Below are 17,531 nucleotides of genomic sequence, written 5' to 3' on the forward strand. Positions count from 1 at the left end.
TGATCGACTGGGGAGCAATCTTTAGCAACGCGGCCGTCGAGCTGATCAGCCCTACCACCGCCGCCTACGCCCTCGCGGCGCTTGGGCTGGCAGTTCACTTCGGCTATACCGGCCTGCTCAACTTCGGCCAGGCCGGCTTCATGGCCCTCGGTGCCTACGGCTACGCGATCTCGACCCTGAGCTTCGGCTTCCCGGTCTGGGCGTCCGTGCTCGTGGGAATCGGCGCGTCGGTGATCTTCGCCTTGATCCTGGGTATCCCGACCCTGCGGTTGCGGGCGGACTATCTGGCCATCGTGACCATCGCGGCCGCCGAGATCGTGCGTCTGCTGTTCACGACGAACACCTTCGAGCCGATCACCGGTTCGGCCAACGGGCTCAGCGGGTACAAGGGCGGCTTCGCCGACCTCAACCCGATCCCCGACGGCACCTACGGGTTCGGTCCGTTCGAGTACAACGCCTACGACTGGTGGCTGCGCATCGTGGCGTGGACCATCGTGATCCTGGCCTGCCTGTTCACCTGGCAGATCATGCGCAGCCCGTGGGGCCGCGTGATCAAGGGCATCCGTGAAGACGAGGATGCCGTGCGCGCGCTCGGCAAGAACGTCTACGCCTACAAGATGCAGTCTCTGATCCTCGGTGGCGTGTTCGGCACGATCGCCGGAATGATCTTCGTGCTGCCGCGGGCCGTGGTGCCGTCGAACTACCAGACGTCGCTGACGTTCTTCGTCTACGCGATCCTGCTGCTCGGTGGCGCCGCGACGATCCTCGGACCTGTCATCGGATCGATGATCTTCTGGGTGCTGCTGTCGTTCTTCTCCGGCTTCATCGCCCGCGCCGTCGAGGTCGGCTGGCTGCCGTTCATGTCGAGCATCCAGGCCGGACAGTTGCGCTTCATCCTGGTGGGTGTGGCGATCATGCTCATAGTCATCTACAGACCACAGGGCATCTTCGGAAACAAGAAGGAGCTGGCTTTTGTCAAATAACACCGTTCCCACCGCCAAGCCCGTCAAGACCGTCGACATGCACATCGGCGAGGCCGTTCCCGGGTGCAAGAAGAAGGACCCGATCCTCGTCGTCGACGGCGTAAGCCGTACCTTCGGCGGCCTCAAGGCCGTGGACGTCGAGCACCTCGAGGTGCCTCGCGGCGCCATCACCGCCCTGATCGGGCCGAACGGCGCCGGCAAGACCACGCTGTTCAACCTGCTCACCGGCTTCGACAAGCCCGACACCGGCTCGTGGACATTCGACGGCACCCCGATCGGCGGCAAGCCCGCCTTCAAGGTGGCCCGGATGGGCCAGGTGCGCACCTTCCAGCTCACCAAAGCCCTCGGCCTGCTCACCGTGATGGACAACATGCTGCTCGGCGCCAAGGCGCAGGTCGGCGAGAACCTGTTCCGAGCGGTGCTGCCGTTCCTCTGGCGCCAGCAGGAAGCCGACAACAAGGTCAAGGCGCTCGACCTGCTGGCCCGGTTCAAGCTGGACACCAAGAAGGACGACTACGCGGCCAGCCTCTCCGGCGGGCAGCGCAAGCTTCTCGAGATGGCACGGGCGCTCATGAGCGACCCGACCCTGGTGATGCTCGACGAGCCGATGGCCGGGGTCAACCCGGCGCTGACCCAGTCGCTGCTCGACCACATCCTCAACCTCAAGGCCGAAGGCATGAGCGTGCTCTTCGTCGAGCACGACATGCACATGGTGCGGCACATCGCCGACTGGGTGATCGTGATGGCCGAGGGCAAGGTCGTCGCAGAAGGCGACCCGCACGAGGTCATGCGCAACCAGGCCGTCATCGACGCATACCTGGGCCAGCACCACGACGAGGACCTCGGCGAGGACCCGAACGCCGAACAAGAACATGTCGGAGCCATTAAGGAGCTGCTCGATGACGAACTCTAGCCCGCTGGTCGACGCCACGCCGCCCCCGGTGCGCACCGCCGTCGTCGAGGTCAAGAACGTGACGGCCGGCTACGTGCCCGGCGTCAACATCCTCAACGAGTGCTCGCTGACCGCATACGCCGGCGAGCTGATCGGCATCATCGGCCCGAACGGCGCCGGCAAGTCCACGCTGCTCAAGTCGATCTTCGGCCTCGTGAAGGTGCGCGAGGGCGAGATCCGGCTGCGCGGCGACAACATCACCAACCTCAAGGCCAACAAGCTGGTCTCGAAGGGCGTGGGGTTCGTCCCGCAGACGAACAACGTCTTCCCCACGCTCACTATCCAGGAGAACCTGGAGATGGGCATGTACCAGAAGCCCAAGGGACTGGCCGAGCGGCTCGAGTTCGTCACGGAGATCTTCCCCGAACTGCGCAAGCGCCTCGGCCAGCGCGCCGGGTCGCTCTCCGGTGGCGAGCGCCAGATGGTGGCGATGTCGCGGGCGCTCATGATGGGCCCGCACGTGCTGCTGCTCGACGAGCCGAGCGCCGGTCTCTCCCCCGTGCGCCAGGACGAGGCGTTCCTGCGGGTGAAGGAGATCAACAAGGCCGGCGTGACCACGATCATGGTGGAGCAGAACGCGCGCCGCTGCCTGCAGATCTGCGACCGCGGCTACGTGCTCGACCAGGGCCGGGACGCCTACACGGGTACCGGCCGTGAGCTGCTGAACGACCCCAAGGTGATCGGCCTGTACCTGGGCACCCTGGGCCAGGACGACTAGCCCCGCCCTCTCATCACCGACTTGCCCCGTTGCGGTCGAGTTGCCCCGCAGTAGCAGGGCAACTCGTCCGCAACGGGGCAGTTCGCGTTAACGGGGGCGGAGGGTGAGCACCCGGGCGGTGGGCGCCGGAACTGTCACCGTCACGGTGAGGAGCCCCGCCGCGGCGTTCCAGGACCAGGACCAGCCGTGCTGCTGGGCGGGGAAGAAGGGCAGCACCTCGATCTCGCGGCCGGCGAAGGCCGGCAGCGGCACTGTCACGGCGTCCGCGGCCCCCGGCCGACACCAGAGCGACAGCCGCAGCGTGTCTTCCGGCGCGGTCAGGCCCAGGGCCACCCAGGGCTCGTCCCAGCTGGGCAGGCCGAGCGGCCACACGGCGTACGAGGTGCGGATGTCGGCCAGGACGACCTTCTGCGCGGCCACCGCCTCGATGACCGCGGTGACCTCGGCCGGGCTCATCCGGTTGATATACCCGGAGAGGTACATCCGGCCGAGGATCGCGTTCACCAACGAGAAGGTGAACAGTTCCGGCGTCATGCCCGCTCGCGGATACGCCCAGTTGCCGGCCTGCTCCGGCAGCAGCGACGCGGGTGCGGCGGCGGCGATCGGCGCGTACAGCACCGGATCCTGCTGGTCGGAGGTGGACTGCAGGTGCAGTCGACTCATCATGGCGTAGTCCATCCGCATGGCCCCTGAGGCGCAGTTCTCGATCACGAGGTGCGGGTGCCTGGCCTGGATGCCGTCGAGCCAATCGAGCAGCGCCCGGTTGTGGCCGAGCAGGCCGTCGCCGGCGGCCCCGCCGGTGGAGTCGGTGCCAGGGCCTGCCATGGTGTTGTAGTCCATCTTGAAGAAGCCCACGCCGTAGTCGGAGACCAGCCGGTCGACGACCGCGTCGAGGTGGGCGCGCGCCGCGGGCGAGCGCAGGTCGAGGTGGTGCCGGCCGTGCTCGGCCACCCGGATGCCGCCGCGGGAGAAGAACGCGTTGTCGGGCAGCGAGCGGGCCAGCGGCGAGTGCACCCCGATGACCTCGGGTTCCAGCCACAGGCCGGCGACCATGCCGCGGGCGCGGATGTGCTCGATCACCTCGGTGATGCCATTCGGGAACCGGCTGGCGGCCGGCTGCCAGGCGCCCACGGTGTCCCACCAGTGCCCCTCGGCGTACCAACCGGCGTCGATGCAGAAGTAGTCCGCGCCCACGGACGCGGCCGCGTCGATCAGCGGCAGGAGCTTCTCGGTGGTGGGATCGCCCATCAGGGTGTTCATGTAGTCGTTGAAGATCACCGGCAGGGCCGCGTCGGCGACGCGCGGCTGCCGGATGACGCGGCGCTGGTCGGTGAGCACGGCCAGCGCCGCATCCACTCCCCCGCCGGCGATCCCGACCGAGACCGGCACCGACGTGAAGCCGTGCCCGGCGTCGATCATCGTCGACCATTGGTTCTCCTGGTCGGTGGGCCCGGCCAGCAGCAGGTACGCGCCGTGCCTGCTCTCGCCGATCTCGTAGCTCCACGGCCCGTTGTGCTCCACCTGCCAGGCCAAGGCGTAGTCGGCCTCCTGGCAGAGCAGCGCCCCGGTGGGCAGCCGCTCGCCCGTCGACCAGGAGCCCCGGTTGGAGACCAGGCAGCGGCTGCGCGGCGGGTGGTGCTGCACGTCCCTGTCGATGCGGGCCAGGCCGAGTTCGCGGAGCGGCCTCCTGCTCCACCGGTTCTCGGCCACCCAGTCGTTCTCGCCGCTGAGCAGCTCGAAGGCGTCGACGGTGAGGCCGGTGTCGGGGAGGAACGCACCGGTGGCGAAGGAGGAGACGAAGTCGAGGGTGAGGGGCCCGCCCGCAGCCTCCTCGTCGAGCTCCACGACGGTCCAGGTCTGGAACGCGGCCGTGGCCGTCTCCGCGCGGAAAACGCTCGTCACCCGCACCCCCGTGCCGGCCTCGACCTGGTCGATGCGCAGTTCCCGGAACGCCCCCTCAGCCGTCTCGGCGTGCCCGCGGTAGCGCAGGGCGGCGCCCAGGACGGTGTCCACGTGCCGGAAGCTGCCGGGGAACCGGCCGTGGCCGATGGCCGAAACCTCCACCAGCGGCTGGTCCAGCAGGCCGTCGATGGTGTCAACGGATGCCGGGCCAACGGCCGCCGGGCCGGCCGGACGCAGGGACCGGAGCGTGACCGGCGCCTCGTCGTTGTACCCGAAGGTGAGGGACAGCGCATCCGTGCGCCACTGGAACTCGGTCACGGCCGTCAGACGCGCTCGAGGACCTCGCCGTCGGCGGAGGTCCATTCCCGGGTGTAGTGGTTGAAGGTGCTCTGGTTGTCGAACGACTTGTGGTCGAAGGTGGTCTCGGTGGCGATGACCTTGCCGGCCTGCTCCGGGTCGGGCGCGGCGAGCGCCAGCAGCTTGGTGTACGGATGCTGCGGGTCGAGGATCACGTTGTCTGCGGGTCCCCGCTCCACGATCCGGCCGCGGAACATGACAAGGATCTCGTCGGAGAAATGCCGCGCCGTGGCCAGGTCGTGGGTGATGTAGAGCACCGCGAGGTTGTCTTCGCGCTGCAGCCGGGCCATCAGGTTGAGCACCTCGAGGCGGATCGACACGTCGAGCATCGACACCGGCTCGTCGGCGACGAGCACCTGGGCTCCCGGTGCCAGCGCCCTGGCGATCGCCACACGCTGGCGCTGCCCGCCGGAGAGCTCGTGCGGGCGTCGCATGGCCATGTCCGCGGCGGGGGTGAGGTTCACCCGCTCGAGCATCTGCAGCACCCGCTCGTGAGTCTGCGCGGTGCCGCGGGTGCGGTGATGGATGATCAGGGGCCGGGCGATGTGGTGCTCGATCGAGTGGAACGGATTGAGCGAGGCGAACGGGTCCTGGAACACCATCTGCACGTGCCGGCGGTAGATCGACCCGCCCACCTGGGTGCCGTCGTCGAGCGTCACCTTGATCTGCCCGGAGGTGGGTTTCTCCAGCCTGGAGAGCATGCGGGCGATGGTGGACTTGCCCGAGCCGGACTCACCGACGAGCGCCACCGTGCGACCGGGGGTGAGGTCGAAGGAGACCCTGTCCACGGCCTTGAGCGTGCTGCGCTTGAGTCCCTCACGCAAGACGAAATGCTTGCTGAGGTTGGTGACTTCGATGCTCGTCATGACAGCTCCGCACTGTTGTTGACACCGGAACGGATGAACGACCCGCGTGCGCCGGTGAGGCTGGGGAAGGAACCGAGCAGCTTCTGGGTGTACGGATGCTGCGGGTTACGGTAGATGTTCGTGGCGGTGTCGATCTCCACGATCTCGCCGGCGAGCATGATCGCGATCCGGTCGCTGATCTCCAGGAGCAGCGGCAGGTCGTGGGTGATGAAGATCACGGCGAAGTTGAGTTCGTCGCGGAGCCGCACGATCTCCCGGAGGATCTCCCGCTGCACCACCACGTCCAGGGCCGTGGTGGGTTCGTCCATGATCATCACCTGGGGCTCGAGCAGCAATGCCATGGCGATCATCACGCGCTGCCGCATGCCGCCGGAGAGTTCGTGGGCGTAGGAGGAGAGCCGGGACCGGTCGACGCCCACCAGTTGCAGCACGCTGGCGGCCAGTTCCCGGCGCTCGGCCTTCTTCATCTCCGGCCGGTGGGTGGTGAGCACGTCTTCCAGCTGCGCGCGCACCGTGGTCACCGGGTTGAGGGCGTTCATTGCGCCCTGGAACACCATGGAGAGCTTGTCCCAGCGGAACATGCGCAGCTGCTCGGCGCCGAGGGTGAGCAGGTTGAGGTCGCCGTCGGCCTTGTCGTGGAAGGTGATCTCGCCGGAGGAGATCCGGGCCGGCGGCTTGTGCAGCCGGTTGATGGCGTAGGCCAGGGTGGTCTTGCCGCAGCCGGATTCCCCGGCCAGGCCGAGGATCTCGCCACGCGCGAGCTCCAGGCTGACGTTCTTGACGGCGGTCACCGGATGGTCGACCTCGTAGACCACTGTGAGGTCCTGCACGGTGAGCACCATCGGCGGCGGGGTCTGCGGCACGCTGGGCAGGCCGGGGTTCGCGGTGAGGGTCATGAGGCGCTCCTGAGGGTGGCCTTGTCGGCGCGGAGGACGGCTTTGTTGCGCTTGCGGTACAGCCGGGCGTTCTTCAGTCGGGGGTTGATGATCTCGTCGATGCTGAAGTTGATCAGCGAGAGCCCGGTGCCGAACAGGGCGATGATCAACCCCGGCGGGATGAACCACCACCAGGCTCCGAGGGGCAGCGCGAAACCGTTCTGGGCGTAGAAGAGCATGGTGCCCAGCGTCGACGAGTTCGACGCGCCCAGGCCGAGGAAGGCCAGGCCGGCCTCGGCCAGGATCGCCGCGATCACCGCGAACACGAATTGGGAGGCGAGCACGGGCAGCAGGTTCGGCAGGATCTCCACGGCGATCACCCGGAACGACCGTTCGCCGGAAACCCGGGCCGCGTTGACGTAGTCGCGGTTGCGGATCGAGAGGGTCTGGGCGCGCAGCACCCGGGACGACGCCGCCCAGCCGGTGATGGCCAGCACTACGGCGATGGTCCAGAGTCCGCGCTGCTTGGGCGGCACGAAGCCGGAGATGACGATCACGAGCGGCAGGCCGGGGATGACGAGGAACACGTTGGAGAACAGCGAGAACGCCTCGTCGGCGAAACCGCCGATATAGGCGCCGAGGATGCCGAAGAACGCGGAGAGGATGGTGGCGAGCACGCCCACGAGGAGGCCGATCTCCAGTGACCCCCTGGTGGCGAAGGCCAGTTGGGCGAAGACATCCTGCCCGGTCTGGGTGGTGCCCATGATGTGGTCGGCCGACGGCGCCGTCAGGCCGATGTTGCGGATGACGGTGGGGTCCTGCACGAAGAACGGCCCGACGATGCCGAACAGGGCGATCAGCCCGATCAGGCTGAGCCCGGTGACGAGCCAGGGGGTGAGGGTGGGCAGCATCGCCCGGAGGGCGGAGCGTGGCTTCTCGCCGAGGGCATCGGCCGCGGCGGCCAGCTGGTCGGGGGCGTCCCCGATCGATGGTTCGGTTGTCGGTGTGAGGTTGGTCATGAGCGTCCCTTCTCTCAGCTTCTCGCCCGGGTGCGGGGGTCGATGAATCCGTAGAGGATGTCGACCACCAGGTTCGCGCCGAGCACGGCGAGGGTGATGTAGAGGAAGATCCCCTGCATGAGTGCGTAGTCGTTGTTGGTCACGGCGGTGAGCAGTTTCGAGCCGATCCCCGGGTAGGAGAACACCTGCTCGGTGACGATCGACCCGGAGACCACGAAGCCCAGCGAGATCGCGAAGCCGGCGATCGACGGCAACATGGCGTTGCGGGCGGCGTAGCTGCGCAGGATCTTGCCGTTCCGCAGACCCTTGGCCTCCGCGGTGAGGATGTAGTCCTCGCTGAGGGTGGAGACCATCATGTTGCGCATGCCCAGCAGCCAGCCGCCGATGGAGGCGATGACGATGGTCAGCGCCGGCAGGAATCCGTACTTCACCGCGGATCCGATGAATTCCCAACTCCAGCCGGGGTCGAGCACCACGTCGTAGCCGCCCTGGCCGGGAAACAGTCGCCAGGTGGTGGCGAAGGCGTAGACGAGGATCAGGGCGAGCCAGAAGTACGGCACGGCCGCGAGCAGCGTTGTGGCCGGCACAAGCGAGTCGAGCCAGGTGCCGGGCTTCCAGCCGACGATGGCGCCCAGGCCGACACCGAGGATGGTGGAGAGGATGGTGGCGATGCCCACGAGCATGATCGTCCAGGGCAGCGAGGCCGAGATGACCTCGCTGACCGGGGCGGGGAAGTACGTGACCGAGACGCCGAGGTCACCGTGGGAGACGTTCACCAGGTAGTCCCAGTACTGCGCGATCAACGGTTGGTCGGTGTTGCCGCCGAGGAGAAGTTCGTATGCCCGCCGGGTTTCAGCGGTGACGATGCCGCCACGCTGCTGGAGCTTGGCAAGCAGGATGTCCACCGGGTTGCCCGGAAGCAGACGGGGAATCATGAAGTTCAACGTGAGCGCGGCCCACAACGCGATGGCGTAGAAGCCAAGCTTGCGCAGAAAGTAATTCATCAGGTTCCCTTGTTCATCGGTACGAACTTCTCCTCAGACCTGGCCTGCGGCCGGGTTACTTGCCCGTGGGAACGAGCGTCTTGAAGATCTGCGAGTTGTCCGGCGATGCCCAGATGGCCGGGAAGGCGTACAGGTCGTCGAGGGTCGGCCATCCGCTGAACTTGGCGGAGTGGAATTCGCTGGTGGTGCCACCGGTCATGATCGGGATGTACGGCATGTTCTCCACGATGCTGGACTGGATGATGTCGAACTGGGTCTGGCGGGTGGCCGTGTCGGTCGGGTTGGTGGCCTTGAGAACGGTCAGGGCCGCATCCACATTGGCGTCGCTGAAACGGCCGATGTTGAGGGAGACCGACGTGCCGACCGCTGCGGTGTTCGCAGTGCTGAAATAGTTGTTGTAGAGGTAGTACGGGTCGCTTGCCGGGCCCTGGCCGAGCGAGTCGATCGCCAGCTGGTAGTTGCCCTTGCCCTTCTTGTCGGTCCACTCGTTCCAGGAGGACTGCGCGACGGTGAGGTCGATGCCGGCGGTCTTCAGCTGCTGCTTGATGGTGTCCAGCGCGGTGATGTAGTCGGTCCAGCCGGTGACGACCTCGGCCGTGAGGGAGAGCTTTTCGCCGTCCTTCGCATAGATGCCGTCGGCGCCCTTGGCCCAGCCGGCGCCGGTGAGCAGCGCGTCGGAGGTGTCGGTGTCGGGTGCGCTCGGGGCGATCGGTTCCTCCAGCGAGCTGGAGATGAGGTCGGACTGGCTCGTGGTGAGCGCGAAGCTGGGCGAGATCTCGCTGGCCGTGTCCTCGAAGGCGAGGCTGTTGGCCTGGTCGCGGTCCATGGCGTAGTAGATGGCCTGGCGCACGGCCGGGTCGGTCTGAGGGCCGGTGCAGCCCAGTTCGGCGCTGGAGCAGGTGGCCAGGATCATCTGGTTCTGCGGCACGGTGATGGCGTCGTAGCCCTGGTAGTTCTTCGACACGTTCTTGATGTCGGGAACCGGGCCGGTCTGCCAGTCGATGGTTCCGGCGGCGAGGGCATCCGCGCCGGCGGTGTTACCCGAGAGGGAGAGGTACCGCACGGCCTTCACGGCCGGCTCACCGTCCCAGTAGGTGGGGTTGGCGCTGAGGGTGAACGCCTGCGCCTTGAAGTTGGTGAGGGTGAACGCGCCCGTTCCGACCGGCTTCTCCATCACGTCGGTGGTGGGGTCAACGTCTTTCCAGATGTGCTCGGGCACGATGTAGCTGCGGCCCAGCACCGTGGGGCCGTCGACGAAGGCCGGGTGCGTCCAGGTGAAGGTCACGTGGGTGTCGTCGGTGGCGGTGACGGTGCCGTCGAAGCCGCCGGTGTTGATCGACGGGGTCTCGAGCAGCATGTTGAAGGTGAAGACCACGTCGTCGGCGGTGAAGGCCTCGCCGTCCGACCAGGTGACGCCGTCGCGGAGGGTGACGTCCAGCTGGGTGCCGTCGTCGTTCCAGGTGTAGTCGGTGCCGAGCAGCGGGGTGTACGGGTCGGAGTTGACGTTGGTGACGAAGAACAGGCCCTCGAAGATGGTGCCGATTCCGCCGATGGAGGACGGCGAGTAGGGGTTGAAGTTGATCTGGTAGTCGCCGGACTGGCCGGTGTAGGCGATCAGCGTGTCGGCGGATGTCGACCCGGATGACGATGACGAGCCGGACGAGGTGCATCCGGTGAGGGCGAGAGCGGCCGTTGCGACGATGGCCGCCACCGCCAGGCTCCTCGTGCGGGAACTGTGCAGGAACATCTTTGATCCTCTCGTTTGCCAGCCACATCACTGTGCCTAGACGGTCATTCTCTGTGTTGTCGGGCACACCGGCACGACCTATAGACATTCCTAGCTCCTTAAATTTAGTTAGTCAAGTTACTCGGGAAAATGACCTTCCGGTCGTTATGCTGAAGTTCTCGCCGGGAGACAACAGCGCTCGATGGTGGTCAACGGTGATCCAGTGAAAGGCTTTTCGATGCAACACTCCCCTCGTCCCCGATTCGTGCTGCTGCGAAATGCCGGTACCGCCCTGCTGCTGGAGCAGCCGGAAACGGGCCTGCCGGTCGTCTTGCATTGGGGAGCCGACCTCGGCGCACTGACCGACGCCGACTGCGCAGGGCTCTCCGCGGCCGTGAGCCGGCAGACCGCGCCCGGCACCCTGGACGCCGCCTGGCAGGTGCCGATCCTGCCGCAGGAGTCCGACGGCTGGCCGGGCCGGCCCGGCACCCTCCTCACCCGCGACGGTGCGCCGGTGTTCCCCCGTTGGCGAGTGACCGGACTGGATGTGGCGGCATCCGCCGATCGCGTCACGGTGACCGCCCTCGACGAGACGGCCGGGCTTGTTTTCACCGCGCACTACACGATCGAGGCCGGAGGAGTGATCAGCGTGCGGCACGAGCTTGCGAACTCGGCACCGGGCTCGCTCGTGGTGGAGTGGCTCGAACCCACGCTGCCCGCACCGAAGGCGGTGGACCAGATCACCTCGTTCTCCGGCCGCTGGACCCGGGAGAAGACCCCCCAGACCACCGAGCTGCCACGCGGCACCGTCACCCGGCAGACCCGCCGCGGGCGGAGCGGTCACGACTCCACCACCATGCTCATCGCCTCCATCGACCGCCCGGCCGACCGGCACGGCGAACTCTGGGCCGTGCACCTCGGCTGGAGCGCCGACACCACCTACCGCACCGACCGGGGACCGGAGTTCGTGACCGTGCTCGGCGCCGGCGAACTGCTCCGCCCGAGTGAGATCGTGCTCGAGCCCGGCTCGAGCTACACCACTCCGGTGGTCTTCTTCGCTTGGTCAGGAGCGGGCCTGGACGGCCTCGCGGCCCGGTTCCACACCTATCTGCGTGCTCGGCCACAGCATCCGCAGCACCCGCGCCCACTGGTTCTCAACACCTGGGAGGCGGTGTATTTCGACCACGACCAGGCCAACCTCATGAACCTGGCGGAGGTGGCCGCCGACGTCGGCATCGAACGCTTCGTGCTCGACGACGGCTGGTTCATGTCTCGCCGGGACGACACCACGGGCCTCGGCGACTGGCTCGTCGACCCCGCCGTGTGGCCGGACGGGCTCGGCCCGCTCGCCGCGCACGTGCACGGCCTCGGCATGGAATTCGGACTGTGGTTCGAACCCGAGATGGTGAACCTGGACTCCGACGTGGCCCGCGCCCACCCGGACTGGCTGCTGCACGATCCCGGCATGATCGACTTCCCCGCCGGGCTGTCCTGGCGCACGCAGTTCGTGCTCGACATCGCCAACCCGGCGGCGTACGCCCACGTGCTCGGCCAGATGGACGCTCTCGTCACCGAACTGGGCATCGATTTCATCAAGTGGGACCACAACCGTGACCTCGTCGAGGCCGTGCACGCCGGTCGGTACGGCGTGCACGAGCAGACCCTGGCGGCCTACCGGCTGTTCGCCGAGCTGAAGGGCCGGCACCCGGGCTTGGAGATCGAGTCCTGCTCCAGCGGCGGCGCGCGCTCCGACCTCGGGGTGATGGCCGTCGCCGACCGCATGTGGGCCAGCGACTCCAACGATCCGATCGAACGCCAGGACATCCAGCGCTGGACCCAGCTGTTGCTGCCGCCCGAACTGGTCGGCGGACACGTGGGCCCGACGGTGGCGCACAGCTCGGGACGGGCGACCGACCTGTCCTACCGGCTGGCGACCAGCCTGATGGGCTCGGCCGGGTTCGAGTGGAACATCGCCGAATGCACCGAGGAGGAGTTGGCGACGATCGCGGCGTTCTCCGGGCTGTACAAGGAGGTGCGGCACATAATCCATACCGGAACCGCGGTGCACGGCGACCTGCGCGATCCCGCCCTGCGCCTGACCGGCGCCGTGCTGCCCGACCGGAGCGCCGCGGTGTACACCGTGGCGAGCGTGGCCACCACGGAGGACTCCCTGCCCGAGCACATCCGGCTGCACGGGCTCGACCCGTCGGCGCGGTACACGGTGCGGGTACGCCGAGAGATCGGCCGCAGCTTGCACGGCTGGGTCACCCCGGCCTGGCTGTCGGCCGGCGAGGTCACCCTGCCCGGCAGCGTGCTGGGCACGGTCGGCCTGCAGATCCCGGCGCTCTGGCCCGCGCAGGCCATCGTGCTGCACCTCACCCGCGCCTGAGCCCCGCTCTCAAGAGCCCTGGCACGCAGAAGGGCCCCGGCGGAAGCCGGGGCCCTTCTGGTGCTGGTGCGGGACGTCTGCTGTGGTTGTCCCGCGTCAGCGGTGGTGACTAGTTGATGCGGCTGTACGTGTTGTCTGCACCGTACTCGTAGATGCCGATCGTCGCGTCGGTCGGGTCGCCGTTCTCATCGAACGTGATCGGTCCGGAGTAACCGTCGTAGTCGATCTGGTCGCCGGCGGCGAGCGCCTCGGCGCCAGCTGCGAAGTCGGTGACCTTGGTGCCTTCACCGGTACCACCCGACACCTGCTGGAGGTAGCTGGCGATGGACTCACCCGACACGTCGTTGCCGGCGTATGCAGCCAGGGCGATCAGGATGACGGCGTCGTAGGACTCGGCCGCGTAGCTGAAGTCGGTGAGCGACGGGTCGACCTCGAGCAGGCGCTCGGTGAAGTCACCCAGCGTTGCAACGTCGAGACCGGGCAGCGTGCCCTTCGAGCCCTCGACCAGGCCGGCTGCGAAGTCGGCGCTGTAGTCGGCCAGGTTGCCGTCAACGAAGTAGAGGCTGTCGCCGGGGAAGCCGCCGCCGACGAGGGCCGGGGTGATGACCTTGGCCTGGTCGAACGTGATCAGGGCGATCGCGTCGGGGTTCTCTGCGGTGACTTCAGCGATCTGAGCGGCGAAGTTCGAGTCGCCTTCGTTGAAGAGCGAGGTCGCGACGACTTCTCCACCGGCTGCTTCGAAAGCGGCGGTGGTGGACTCGGCGAGGCCGGTTCCGTAGGAGTCGTTGAGCACGATCAGGCCGAGGGTGCTGTTGCCGTCTTCGGCGATCTGGTTGCCCAGGACCTCACCCTGCAGGAGGTCGGACGGCGCGGTGCGCCAGTACAGGCCGTTGTCGGCGTAGTCCGTGAAGTCGGCCGAGGTGTTGGCCGGCGAGAACTGCACAACGCCGGCGCCGGTGATCTGGTCGATGACGGTCTTGGAGACACCAGAGGATGCCGCACCGATGATCGCCGAGACGTCCTGCGAGAGCAGGTCGGTCACGGAGACGGTGGCGGTGTCTGTGGTGGTGTCGCCGGAGTCGCGGAGGATGGCTTCGATGTCGATGCCCAGGTCGGCGTCGTTGACCTCGTTGATCGCGAGCTGCACACCGGCTTCTTCGGGCGGGCCGAGGAAGGCGAGTCCACCACTCTGCGGGAGGATCGTTCCGACCTTGAGGGTCAGATCGCGGTCGCCGGCCTCGATTGCGGTGACGTCGCTGCTGTCGGCTGCGGGTGCGTCGGATGCGGGCGTCTCAGCCGCATCGGTGCTGCATCCGGTGAGCAGAAGTGCGCTGACGCCGAAGATGGCGACGCCGGTGACTACTGCCCGGGCCGAGCGGGAGGCCGAGGCCTTCGCGAATACGCTCATGTTGCTCCTTGGGTAAGGGGAATCGGAAGAAGAGCTGGCAAACGATCGTTGCCGTGCTGTAAAGGTATTCACCAGAAGGACGTCAAACAAGGCGGTCGTGTTACAGCCGTGTAACGCGACCAAATCGTTACGAACGGGCGCCTGATCAGGATGCCTTGATCAGGGGCCCTAAATGGGGTCGGTGACGAGGCGACGCTGGGCCCGTCCGGAGGCCACGGTGTCGACGGTGAGCACGAGCAGTGCCAGCCAGACCAGCCCGAAGCCAAGCCAGCGTTCCGGCGGCATCGGCTCGTGCAGAACCACGACACCGACGATGAGTTGCAGCACCGGCGCGAGGTACTGCACCAGGCCGAGGGTCGTCAACGGCAGGCGCCGGGAGGCGGCGGCGAAGAACAACAACGGCACCGCGGTGAGCACGCCGGAGCCGATCAGGGCGATGCTGTGCACCGGGGAGACCGTGCCGAAGGTGAGCCCGGAGATCAGCGACACGACCACCAGCTGGATGATCGCCACCGGGGTCAGCCACATCGTCTCGAGGGTGAGGCCGGAGAGGGCATCGATGTGGCCGCCGACGCGCCTTTTGATCAGCCCGTAGAACCCGAACGAGAACGCCAGGATGAGCGAGATCCACGGCACGGTGCCGTAGCCGACGGTGAGCACGATCACGGCGATGAAGCTGATCACCACGGCGGCCCACTGCGCGGCGCGCAGGCGTTCGTGCAGCACGAGCACGCCCAGCAGCACGGTGATGATGGGGTTGATGAAGTAGCCCAGAGCCGTTTCCACGACGTGCCCGCTCAGGGCGGCGAGGATGAAGGTCTGCCAGTTGATGAAGATGAGTACGCCGGCCAGGCCCATCGTCCACACGATCCGGGGCGATCGCAGTGCCGCCAGGAGGGGCCGCCAGGCCCGGGTGGACAGGATCAGCACGGCGCAGAAGGCCAGCGAGAAGAGCACCCGCCAGGCCACGATCTCGAACGCGCCGGTGGGCGCGAGCAGGAGGAAGTACAGCGGCAGGAAGCCCCAGATGCCGTAGGAGCAGATCGCGAAGATCAGCCCGGTTCTGGCGGCGCTGCGCGGCGGGCGCGCCCGGCCGCGGCCGGCATCCGTCGGCTCGGTCGACTGCGTCGGCTCGGTCGGATCGGTCGGACTCGTGTGCACTGGCTACCCCTCTGGACGCGAAAAATCCCGGATGGCCGAGGCCATCCGGGATTCAACGATATGGGGTGTGACTAGCGAACGACGACCGCGAGAACGTCGCGGGCCGACAGAACGAGGAGGTCCTCGCCACCGAACTTGACTTCGGTTCCACCGTACTTGGAGTAGATCACCTTGTCGCCGACGGCGACGTCGAGCGGGATGCGGTTGCCGTTGTCGTCAATGCGGCCGGGGCCGACGGCGACAACTTCGCCCTCCTGGGGCTTCTCTTTGGCGGTGTCCGGGATCACAAGTCCGGAAGCGGTGGTCTGTTCTGCATCCACCTGCTTGATGACGATGCGATCTTCGAGCGGCTTGATGGAGACCGACACGGTTGACCTCTTTCTTAGCTAAGACGTAGTTAGCAGACTCACAGCGAGAGTGCTAAGTCGAGTTTAGGGCGCAACTGGCACTCACGCAATGTGAGTGCCAATCGTCTTCGGCCGGCCTCCCGGTTTCGGTTGATAGGTTTGCGGGATGGAACGCGCCGAGCTCGTGGAGCTGCTCTCACCCGAAGGCCTGCGCCTGCTGGACTCCCTGCCCGCCTACGAGGCCGGCGCCGACGTCGTGCGCACGGTGAGTGCGCTGCGAAAGGCCGGGCACTCCCCCGCACTTGTCAACGCGGTGCTGTACCAGTCCCGGTTGCGGGCCAAGGCCAGCCTCAAGTTCGGTGATTTCGCCGACCGGATGCTGTTCACCGAGGCCGGTCTCGAGCAGGCCACCCGGCTGCGGGTGGCGGCGTTGCACGCCGGACGGTTCGTGGCGGCCGGGCTCAGCCGGGTCGCCGACGTGGGCTGCGGCATCGGCGGGGACGCCATGGCCATGGCCGCGATGGACCTGGCCGTGACCGCGATCGATGTCGACGAGGTGACGGCCACCGTCGCCAGTTTCAACCTGGCGCCGTTCCCCGGCTCGTCGGTGCGCTGCGCCGACTCGGCCGACGTCGACCCGTCGGAGTTCGACGCGCTCTGGTTCGATCCGGCCCGGCGCACGGCCGGGCACGGCAACACCAGCCGGCTCACCCGTCCGGAGGACTACTCGCCCAACCTCGACGACGTCTTCGCGTTGGCCGAGCGGATGCCCATCGGCGTCAAGCTCGGCCCCGGCCACGACCGAGATCAGATCCCGGAGACCGCCGAGGCGCAGTGGGTGTCGGTGGAGGGCAAGCTCGTGGAGATGGGGCTGTGGTTCGGCGCGCTCGCACGCCCCGGCATCCGTCGGGCGGCGCTGCTGCTCGGTAAAGAGGGCGTCGTCGCGGAACTCACCGCCCCGGCCGACAGCGAAGACGTCGGTGTGGGCGAGCTCGGCGAGTACGTCTACGAGCCCGACGGAGCCGTCATCCGCGCCCGCCTGATCGGCGATCTGGCCAGGTCGATGGACGCGCTGATGCTCAGCGAGGGTCTCGCCTACCTCACCAGCGCCACCCTCACCGAAACCCCGTTCGCCACGGCGTTCCGGGTGCTCGAGGTGCTGCCCACCGACGAGAAGAAGTTGCGCCTGGCCCTCGCCGAACGCAAGATCGGCACGCTGGAGATCAAGAAGCGCGGCGTGGACGTGGATCCGGCCACCCTGCGCACCCGGTTGAAGCTCAAGGGCCCGAACTCCGGCACCCTCGTGATGACCCGCGCGGCCGGGCACAAGGTGGCTCTCCTGGTGGAACGGGTCTGAGCCGGGCTCAGCCGTAGTAGGCGGGCAGCATCTGTGTGATCACGACGAACCACACACCGGCCATCAGGATGCCGACGATGCCGCTGCCCAGGCCGAGGATCCACAGTGCGCCCGACCGGCTCTCGACGAACCGGGCGACGAGGGCCAGGATCACGGCGGCCACACTCAGCGGTGCACCCCAGATGACGAAGATGCCGGCCAGCACGCCGAGCGCCCCGCAGACGACGGCCGCGATGCTCAGTCCCCGGCGGGCGGCGTGGGTCTGGATCTCGGCTGTCGTGTAGACATACGGCACCCACTCGGTGGGCGCGGTGACCGTGGACTCGTACGCCAGTTCGCCCGCGACCGGCGGCCGGGTGAGGCCGCCGGACGCGCCCAGGGCCTGTGCCTGGTCGCGGGCGCGCGCCTCTGCGCGGGTCTGGGCCGGCGCCTCGGCGTCAGGACTGGGCATGGGTGATCTTTCGGGC

Annotated in this window: 15 protein-coding genes; 5 read left to right on the forward strand and 10 right to left on the reverse strand. The window is 67.5% G+C overall.

The features are described from left to right. The first annotated feature begins 2 nt into the window (after positions 1-2). From BJQ94_RS15250 to BJQ94_RS15260, 3 genes are read left to right on the forward strand one after another with little or no spacing between them, the layout of a single operon-like run. On the forward strand, positions 3-983 hold the full coding sequence (locus BJQ94_RS15250; RefSeq protein ID WP_265401367.1) for a branched-chain amino acid ABC transporter permease: 981 nt from the start codon (positions 3-5) through the stop codon (positions 981-983). A 37-nt stretch (positions 984-1,020) separates the two neighbouring features. Next, positions 1,021-1,896 carry an ABC transporter ATP-binding protein gene (locus tag BJQ94_RS15255; protein WP_265401368.1) on the forward strand — a complete coding sequence of 292 codons (876 nt, stop codon included), beginning with the start codon at positions 1,021-1,023 and terminating at the stop codon, positions 1,894-1,896. Beyond that, a complete protein-coding gene (locus BJQ94_RS15260) occupies positions 1,883-2,653 on the forward strand; it encodes an ABC transporter ATP-binding protein (RefSeq protein ID WP_265401340.1) in 771 nt (256 codons plus the stop codon). The genes BJQ94_RS15255 and BJQ94_RS15260 overlap by 14 nt, the downstream gene beginning before the upstream one ends. 87 nt (positions 2,654-2,740) lie before the next feature. Here the strand turns inward: BJQ94_RS15260 and BJQ94_RS15265 are convergent, their stop codons facing one another. From BJQ94_RS15265 to BJQ94_RS15290, 6 genes are read right to left on the reverse strand one after another with little or no spacing between them, the layout of a single operon-like run. Next, positions 2,741-4,873 (reverse strand): glycoside hydrolase family 36 protein, encoded by a 2,133-nt coding sequence (locus tag BJQ94_RS15265; protein ID WP_265401341.1) that lies wholly within the window; start codon positions 4,871-4,873, stop codon positions 2,741-2,743. 5 nt (positions 4,874-4,878) lie between these two features. Then, positions 4,879-5,778: an ATP-binding cassette domain-containing protein gene (locus BJQ94_RS15270; RefSeq protein WP_265401342.1), complete on the reverse strand. Its 900-nt coding sequence runs from the start codon at positions 5,776-5,778 to the stop codon at positions 4,879-4,881. Then, entirely contained in the window at positions 5,775-6,674 is a 900-nt protein-coding gene (locus tag BJQ94_RS15275; RefSeq protein WP_265401343.1) for an ABC transporter ATP-binding protein, read from the reverse strand. Before BJQ94_RS15275 ends, BJQ94_RS15270 begins: the two co-directional genes overlap by 4 nt. Beyond that, a complete protein-coding gene (locus BJQ94_RS15280; RefSeq protein WP_265401344.1) occupies positions 6,671-7,672 on the reverse strand; it encodes an ABC transporter permease in 1,002 nt (333 codons plus the stop codon). The genes BJQ94_RS15275 and BJQ94_RS15280 overlap by 4 nt, the downstream gene beginning before the upstream one ends. A gap of 14 nt (positions 7,673-7,686) precedes the next feature. Next, on the reverse strand, positions 7,687-8,676 hold the full coding sequence (locus BJQ94_RS15285; protein WP_265401345.1) for an ABC transporter permease: 990 nt from the start codon (positions 8,674-8,676) through the stop codon (positions 7,687-7,689). A gap of 55 nt (positions 8,677-8,731) precedes the next feature. Then, positions 8,732-10,423, reverse strand: coding sequence for an ABC transporter substrate-binding protein (locus tag BJQ94_RS15290; RefSeq protein ID WP_265401346.1), 1,692 nt, complete (start codon positions 10,421-10,423; stop codon positions 8,732-8,734). Positions 10,424-10,640: 217 nt separating this feature from the next. Between BJQ94_RS15290 and BJQ94_RS15295 the strand changes: the two genes are divergently transcribed. After that, positions 10,641-12,791, forward strand: a complete 2,151-nt coding sequence (locus BJQ94_RS15295; protein WP_265401347.1) for an alpha-galactosidase — start codon at positions 10,641-10,643, stop codon at positions 12,789-12,791. A gap of 109 nt (positions 12,792-12,900) precedes the next feature. Here the strand turns inward: BJQ94_RS15295 and BJQ94_RS15300 are convergent, their stop codons facing one another. The 3 genes from BJQ94_RS15300 to groES form a co-directional block, all read right to left on the reverse strand. After that, the gene (locus BJQ94_RS15300; RefSeq protein WP_265401348.1) at positions 12,901-14,199 is read right to left on the reverse strand and encodes an ABC transporter substrate-binding protein; all 1,299 of its coding nucleotides are present in this window, start codon (positions 14,197-14,199) and stop codon (positions 12,901-12,903) included. Between the two features lie 168 nt (positions 14,200-14,367). After that, entirely contained in the window at positions 14,368-15,255 is an 888-nt protein-coding gene (gene rarD, locus BJQ94_RS15305) for an EamA family transporter RarD (RefSeq protein WP_265401369.1), read from the reverse strand. 176 nt (positions 15,256-15,431) lie between these two features. Beyond that, positions 15,432-15,728 (reverse strand): co-chaperone GroES, encoded by a 297-nt coding sequence (gene groES / locus BJQ94_RS15310; RefSeq protein ID WP_066597535.1) that lies wholly within the window; start codon positions 15,726-15,728, stop codon positions 15,432-15,434. A gap of 145 nt (positions 15,729-15,873) precedes the next feature. Between groES and BJQ94_RS15315 the strand changes: the two genes are divergently transcribed. Next, on the forward strand, positions 15,874-17,064 hold the full coding sequence (locus BJQ94_RS15315; protein WP_265401349.1) for an SAM-dependent methyltransferase: 1,191 nt from the start codon (positions 15,874-15,876) through the stop codon (positions 17,062-17,064). A 7-nt stretch (positions 17,065-17,071) separates the two neighbouring features. Here the strand turns inward: BJQ94_RS15315 and BJQ94_RS15320 are convergent, their stop codons facing one another. After that, a complete protein-coding gene (locus BJQ94_RS15320; RefSeq protein ID WP_265401350.1) occupies positions 17,072-17,515 on the reverse strand; it encodes a hypothetical protein in 444 nt (147 codons plus the stop codon). Between the last annotated feature and the right edge of the window lie 16 nt (positions 17,516-17,531).

The sequence above is a fragment of the Cryobacterium sp. SO2 genome (assembly GCF_026151165.2).
GTDB lineage: Bacteria > Actinomycetota > Actinomycetes > Actinomycetales > Microbacteriaceae > Cryobacterium.